The following is a 7,396-nucleotide window of genomic DNA, read 5'->3' as shown; positions in this document are numbered from 1 at the left end:
CATATCCACAAGCCCTATTACTATTACTACTATTTTTTTATCTTTATTAATTAAATAAAATCTTATACTTACCGGAGGTTTTTCTTTATGCGTTTTACAATACAAAAAGACTATCTTGTAAGAGGTGTACAAGATGTAATGAAGGCAGTTTCTTCTCGTACAACAATCCCCATCCTTACGGGAATTAAAGTTGTAGCTACTGAAGAAGGAGTTACATTAACAGGAAGCGATGCTGATATTTCTATTGAATCGTTTATTCCAGTCGAAGAAGATGGAAAAGAAATCGTAGAAATTGCTCAATCAGGAAGCATTGTTTTACAGGCAAAATATTTTAGTGAGATTGTAAAAAAACTACCTAAAGACACTGTCGAAATTTCTGTAGAAAATCATTTTATGACAAAAATAAAATCTGGAAAATCAGAGTTTAACTTAAATGGTTTAGATTCTGCAGAATATCCGTTATTGCCACAGATTGAAGAACATCATGTATTTAAGATACCAACAGATTTACTTAAGCATATGATCAGACAAACTGTATTTGCAGTTTCTACTTCTGAAACAAGACCGATCTTGACAGGTGTAAACTGGAAGGTATATAACAGCGAGTTAACTTGTATTGCAACAGATAGTCATAGACTGGCACTTCGAAAAGCAAAAATTGAAGGACATAACATTGCAGATGAATTCCAAGCTAATGTTGTTATTCCAGGTAAGAGCTTAAATGAATTAAGTAAAATTTTAGATGAGTCTGAAGAAATGGTAGATATCGTTATTACGGAGTATCAAGTATTATTCCGTACAAAACATTTATTATTCTTCTCAAGATTGTTAGAAGGAAATTATCCTGATACGACACGTTTAATTCCAGCAGAGAGTAAAACGGATATTTTTGTAAATACAAAAGAATTCCTACAAGCAATTGATCGTGCTTCACTATTAGCAAGAGATGGCCGCAATAACGTTGTTAAATTATCAACTTTAGAGCAAGAAATGCTAGAGATTTCTTCGAATTCACCAGAAATCGGAAAAGTTGTCGAAGAAGTACAATGCGAAAAAGTAGATGGAGAAGAGTTAAAAATATCTTTTAGTGCAAAATATATGATGGATGCATTAAAAGCTTTGGATAGTACAGAGATTAAAGTTAGCTTTACTGGGGCAATGAGACCGTTCTTAATTCGTACAGTAAATGATGATTCAATTATTCAATTAATTTTACCGGTTCGTACTTACTAGGTAAGGAATAAGGGTTGCTAGTTTAAAGATGCTAGTGGCCCTTATTTGATTTTTGGGTATTACTTTCCTAATGCTAGTTTATTTAGTACAATGAAAGAATGAACACTTTCAGAAAGTGAGCGATTTTATGAAACGTATTAAAATTTCAACAGAGTATATTACACTAGGACAATTTTTAAAGTTAGCTGATGTAATTGATACAGGTGGCGCTGTAAAATGGTTTTTACAAGAATATGAAGTGTACGTGAACAACGAACTTGAAAATAGAAGAGGTCGCAAACTATATGCGAATGATGTTATTGAAATTCCAGGAAGCGGAACTTTCCAAGTTCAGGCATAAAGGGGGAGCCCTTTGTTTATTTCAGAAATACAATTAAAAAACTATCGCAATTATGAAAAATTAGAGCTTTCCTTTGAAGATAAGGTAAATGTAATTATCGGCGAAAATGCACAAGGGAAAACAAATTTGATGGAAGCTATTTATGTTTTAGCGATGGCGAAATCTCATAGAACCTCTAATGATCGCGAACTTATCCGCTGGGATGAAGATTTTGGTCAAATAAAGGGGAAATTACAAAAAAGAAACAGTTCTTTGTCTTTGGAATTAAATATTTCGAAAAAAGGTAAAAAGGCAAAATTAAATCAACTTGAACAACAAAAGTTAAGTCAATATATTGGCGTGATGAACGTTGTCATGTTTGCCCCAGAAGATTTAAATCTTGTAAAAGGAAGCCCTCAAGTAAGAAGACGCTTTTTAGATATGGAATTAGGACAAATAGCTCCTGTATATTTGTATGAATTAAGTCAATATCAAAAGGTGCTCACGCAACGAAATCACTTGTTGAAAAAAATGCAAGGGAATAGTAAGAATGAGGAAACGATGTTGGATGTATTTACACTTCAACTAATTGAGCATGGTGCGAAAATACTGCAAAAACGTTTTGAATTTTTGCATTTGCTACAGGAATGGGCAGCTCCAATTCATCGAGGTATAAGCCGTGGATTAGAAGAGTTAGAAATTGTCTATAAACCAAGTGTAGATGTATCAGAATCAATGGATTTGTCGAAAATAAAAGAAGTATACTATGAAAGTTTTCAATCTGTGAAACAACGTGAAATTTTCCGTGGTACGACTTTAATTGGTCCTCATCGTGACGATTTACAATTCTTCGTTAATAGTAAAAATGTTCAAGTCTTTGGTTCGCAAGGACAACAACGAACGACCGCACTATCCCTAAAATTAGCTGAAATTGAATTGATTTATTCAGAGGTTAAAGAATATCCAATCCTTTTGTTGGATGATGTTTTATCAGAATTAGATGATTATCGTCAATCACATCTTTTAAATACAATTCAAGGAAAAGTGCAAACATTTGTTACAACGACGAGTGTCGACGGAATTGAACACGAAACATTAAAAGAAGCGAAAACAATTCATGTAACGAACGGCACTGTAGATTGTGAAATAGATAGGGAATAACCCCTGTTTAAATGGAAAAGTAGGTGATCTTTGTGTCAATGGAACAAAAGCAAATGCAAGAAAATGCATATGATGAAAGTCAGATACAGGTGCTTGAAGGACTAGAGGCAGTTCGGAAACGCCCTGGTATGTATATTGGATCTACAAGTGGAAAAGGGCTTCACCATCTTGTGTGGGAAATCGTAGATAATAGTATTGATGAAGCACTTGCAGGTTATTGTGATGAAATTAATGTTAGTATCGAAGAAGATAATAGTATTCGTGTAACGGATAATGGGCGTGGTATTCCGGTTGGTATACAAGAAAAAATGGGACGTCCAGCTGTAGAAGTTATTATGACTGTTCTCCACGCCGGTGGTAAATTTGGCGGTGGCGGTTATAAAGTTTCTGGTGGTTTACATGGTGTTGGGGCATCGGTTGTAAATGCTCTATCAACAGAATTAGAAGTATTTGTACATCGTGAAGGTAAAATCCATTACCAAAAATACGAAAGAGGTATTCCGGTTGCGGATTTAAAAGTCATTGGTGACACAGATCAAACAGGAACAATAACTCGATTTAAACCAGATCCGGAAATTTTCCAAGAAACAACAGTATACGATTTTGATACGCTAGCAACTCGTATGCGTGAATTAGCGTTTTTAAATCGTAATATTAAATTAACAATTGAAGATAAACGTGAACATAAGCAAAAGAAAGAATTCCATTACGAAGGTGGAATTAAATCATACGTTGAGCATTTAAATCGCTCAAAACAACCGATTCATGAAGAGCCTGTGTACGTAGAAGGTTCAAAAGATGGTATTCAGGTTGAGGTTTCTCTTCAATATAACGAGGGATACACAAATAATATTTACTCATTTACGAATAACATCCATACGTATGAAGGTGGTACACATGAGGTAGGTTTTAAAACAGCTTTAACTCGTGTAATCAACGACTATGGTCGTAAAAATAGCATTTTAAAAGATGCGGACAGTAATTTAACTGGTGAGGATGTTCGTGAAGGTTTAACAGCAATTGTATCAATTAAGCATCCAAATCCACAATTTGAAGGACAAACGAAGACAAAACTTGGGAATAGTGAAGCGAGAACAATTACAGAGTCTGTATTCTCAGAGGCGTTTGAAAAGTTCTTACTAGAAAATCCTAATGTAGCGCGAAAAATTGTAGAAAAAGGTACGATGGCTGCACGTGCACGTGTAGCTGCGAAAAAAGCGCGTGAATTGACACGTCGAAAGAGTGCGTTAGAAGTTTCAAGTTTACCTGGTAAATTAGCTGATTGCTCTTCGAAAGATCCAGCAATTAGTGAAATTTACATCGTAGAGGGTGACTCTGCGGGTGGATCTGCAAAACAAGGACGCGATCGTCATTTCCAAGCAATTTTACCGCTGAAGGGTAAAATTATTAATGTGGAAAAGGCACGCTTAGATAAGATTTTATCAAATGATGAAGTTCGTACAATTATTACGGCGATTGGTACAAATATTGGTGGAGACTTCGATATTGAAAAAGCACGCTATCATAAGGTTATTATTATGACCGATGCCGATGTTGATGGTGCACATATTCGTACCCTATTATTAACGTTCTTCTATCGTTATATGCGTCAAATAATTGAGTGTGGTTATATCTATATTGCACAGCCGCCGTTGTTTAAAATACAACAAGGTAAAAAAATTCAATATGCTTACAACGATAAGGAACTTGAAAAAATCTTAGCAGAATTACCGGCCCAACCTAAGCCAGGGATTCAGCGTTATAAAGGTCTAGGGGAAATGAATCCAACTCAGCTATGGGAGACGACAATGGATCCAGAAGTACGTTCATTACTTCAAGTTTCCCTTCAAGATGCAATTGAAGCAGACGAAACATTTGAAATTTTAATGGGAGATAAAGTAGAGCCACGTCGTAACTTTATCCAAGAGAATGCAAAATACGTGAAGAACCTTGATATTTAAATGAGTAATGACAGGAATCTAAGTATTCCTGTCTTCTACATATAAATCAATGTATGTGTAACGGAAATGTAAGAGGAGGTGCTCGTTGATGTCAGACAATCAACAACAAGCACGAATTCGAGAAATTAATATTAGTCATGAAATGCGTACCTCATTTTTAGATTACGCAATGAGTGTTATCGTATCTCGTGCATTACCAGATGTTCGTGATGGATTAAAACCTGTGCATCGTAGGGTTTTATATGCGATGAATGATTTAGGAATTACAGCTGATAAAGCGTATAAGAAATCAGCACGTATTGTCGGTGAAGTAATCGGTAAGTATCACCCTCATGGTGATTCAGCCGTTTATGAAACAATGGTACGTATGGCGCAAGATTTTAGTCAACGTTATATGCTTGTAGATGGGCATGGTAACTTCGGTTCTGTAGATGGAGATTCAGCAGCTGCAATGCGTTATACAGAGGCAAGAATGTCTAAGATTTCTATGGAATTAATACGTGATATTTCAAAAAATACAATTGATTATCAAGATAACTATGATGGTTCCGAAAGAGAACCGATAGTACTACCAGCGCGTTTCCCTAATTTATTAGTAAACGGTACAACAGGTATTGCTGTTGGTATGGCAACAAATATACCGCCGCATCAGCTTGGCGAAGTAATTGATGGTGTGCTGGCATTAAGTCATAATCCTGATATTACTATCGCGGAATTAATGGAATACATTCCCGGTCCAGACTTTCCGACGGCAGGTTTAATTTTAGGAAGAAGTGGAATTCGAAGAGCTTATGAAACAGGTCGCGGTTCCATTATGCTTCGTGCTAAGGTTGAAATTGAAGAGAAGTCAAACGGTAAACAATCTATTATCGTAACTGAACTACCTTATCAAGTTAATAAGGCACGATTAATTGAAAAAATCGCAGAATTAGTTCGCGATAAGAAAATTGAAGGTATTACAGATTTACGTGATGAATCAGATCGTAATGGTATGCGTATTGTCATGGAAGTACGTCGTGATGCTAATGCAAACGTACTATTAAACAATCTATATAAACATACAGCGCTTCAAACAAGTTTCGGTATTAATATGTTGTCTCTTGTAAATGGGGAGCCACAAGTACTAAATTTAAAACAAAATCTATATCATTATTTAGAGCATCAGAAGGTAGTAATTCGTAGACGTACTGCTTATGAATTAGAAAAAGCAGAAGCACGTGCTCATATTTTAGAAGGATTACGAATTGCTTTAGATCATCTTGATGAAGTTATTACGTTAATTCGTAGTTCAAAAACGGCAGATATTGCCAAGCAAGGCTTAATGGAACGTTTTGGTTTAAGTGAGAAACAAGCGCAAGCGATTTTAGATATGCGTCTGCAACGCTTAACTGGATTAGAACGTGAAAAAATTGAGCAAGAATATCAAGACTTAATGAAGTTAATTGCTGAATTAAAAGCGATTTTAGCAGATGAAGAAAAAGTTCTTGAGATTATTCGTGAAGAATTAACAGAAGTAAAAGAGCGTTTCAATGATAAGAGACGAACAGAAATTACAATTGGCGGTATGGAATTTATTGAAGATGAAGATTTAATTCCTGAACAAAACATTGCGATTACGTTAACTCATAACGGTTATATTAAGAGGTTACCAGCTTCTACGTACAAAACACAGAACCGTGGGGGACGTGGTGTGCAAGGAATGGGTACGAATGATGATGACTTTGTTGAACATTTATTAACAACGTCTACTCATGATCATATTTTATTCTTTACAAACAAGGGTAAAGTATACCGTACGAAAGGATATGAAATTCCAGAGTATAGTCGTACTGCAAAAGGACTACCAATTATTAACCTATTAGGGGTAGATAAGGGTGAGTGGATTAACGCTATTATTCCGATTCGTGAATTTGGTGACGATCAGTTCTTATTCTTTACGACAAAACAAGGGGTTTCTAAGAGAACGCCACTTTCATCATTTGCAAATATACGTACAAATGGTTTAATTGCAATTTCTCTTCGTGAAGAGGATGAGGTAATATCTGTACGTTTAACATCGGGTGATAAGGATATTATTGTCGGGACAAGTAACGGTATGCTAATTCGTTTCAATGAACAAGATGTTCGTTCTATGGGACGTAATGCTGCAGGTGTTAAAGCTATTACGTTGGGCGATGAAGACCAAGTTGTAGGTATGGAAATTGTCGAAGAGGATGTAAATGTTCTAATTGTAACGAAAAATGGTTACGGAAAGCGTACACCGATTGATGAATACCGTCTGCAAAGTCGCGGTGGTAAAGGTCTGAAAACTTGTAACATTACAGATAAGAATGGTAAATTAGTAGCTGTTAAATCTGTTACAGGTGAAGAAGATATTATGTTAATTACAGCGGCAGGCGTTATTATTCGTATGCCAGTTGATCAAATCTCTCAAATGGGACGTAATACACAAGGTGTTCGTCTAATTCGATTAGAGGAAGACCAAGAGGTAGCGACGGTAGCAAAAGCACAAAAAGATGAAGAGGAAGAAACGAGTGAAGAGGTTTCTTCAGAAGAATAAGAGAGGGGATTTTCCCTCTCTTTATTTTTTTATAATAATACTTGCATAGGGAAAAGAAAGCCTATATAATAGGCAGAGTCAGCAAATGAGAGATACAACTTATCGAAAAAACTTGTTGACGAAAATAATATACTATGATATATTATAAAAGTCGCTGAAACG

At 35.6% G+C, this 7,396-nt stretch carries 5 protein-coding genes; all 5 read left to right on the top strand.

What is annotated here, in order from left to right:
- Positions 1-87: 87 nt before the first annotated feature.
- The 5 genes from dnaN (at position 88) to gyrA (ending at position 7,234) form a co-directional block, all read left to right on the top strand.
- Positions 88-1,233 carry a DNA polymerase III subunit beta gene (dnaN, locus tag ABWK52_RS04170; RefSeq protein WP_001212884.1) on the top strand — a complete coding sequence of 382 codons (1,146 nt, stop codon included), beginning with the start codon at positions 88-90 and terminating at the stop codon, positions 1,231-1,233.
- A gap of 127 nt (positions 1,234-1,360) precedes the next feature.
- A complete protein-coding gene (yaaA, locus tag ABWK52_RS04165) occupies positions 1,361-1,573 on the top strand; it encodes a S4 domain-containing protein YaaA (RefSeq protein ID WP_000821364.1) in 213 nt (70 codons plus the stop codon).
- A gap of 12 nt (positions 1,574-1,585) precedes the next feature.
- Complete coding sequence (gene recF, locus ABWK52_RS04160) at positions 1,586-2,713, top strand: DNA replication/repair protein RecF (protein ID WP_000470745.1); 1,128 nt, start codon at positions 1,586-1,588, stop codon at positions 2,711-2,713.
- A 38-nt stretch (positions 2,714-2,751) separates the two neighbouring features.
- Positions 2,752-4,674, top strand: a complete 1,923-nt coding sequence (gene gyrB, locus ABWK52_RS04155) for a DNA topoisomerase (ATP-hydrolyzing) subunit B (protein ID WP_000435982.1) — start codon at positions 2,752-2,754, stop codon at positions 4,672-4,674.
- An 88-nt stretch (positions 4,675-4,762) separates the two neighbouring features.
- Entirely contained in the window at positions 4,763-7,234 is a 2,472-nt protein-coding gene (gene gyrA, locus ABWK52_RS04150; protein ID WP_001282864.1) for a DNA gyrase subunit A, read from the top strand.
- The last annotated feature ends 162 nt before the right edge of the window (positions 7,235-7,396 follow it).

Source organism: Bacillus sp. AP50 (assembly GCF_040492675.1).
GTDB classification, from domain to species: Bacteria; Bacillota; Bacilli; order Bacillales; family Bacillaceae_G; genus Bacillus_A; species Bacillus_A cereus.
The sequence above is the reverse complement of the archived record's forward strand: the minus strand, read 5'-3'. Positions and strand labels throughout refer to the sequence as shown.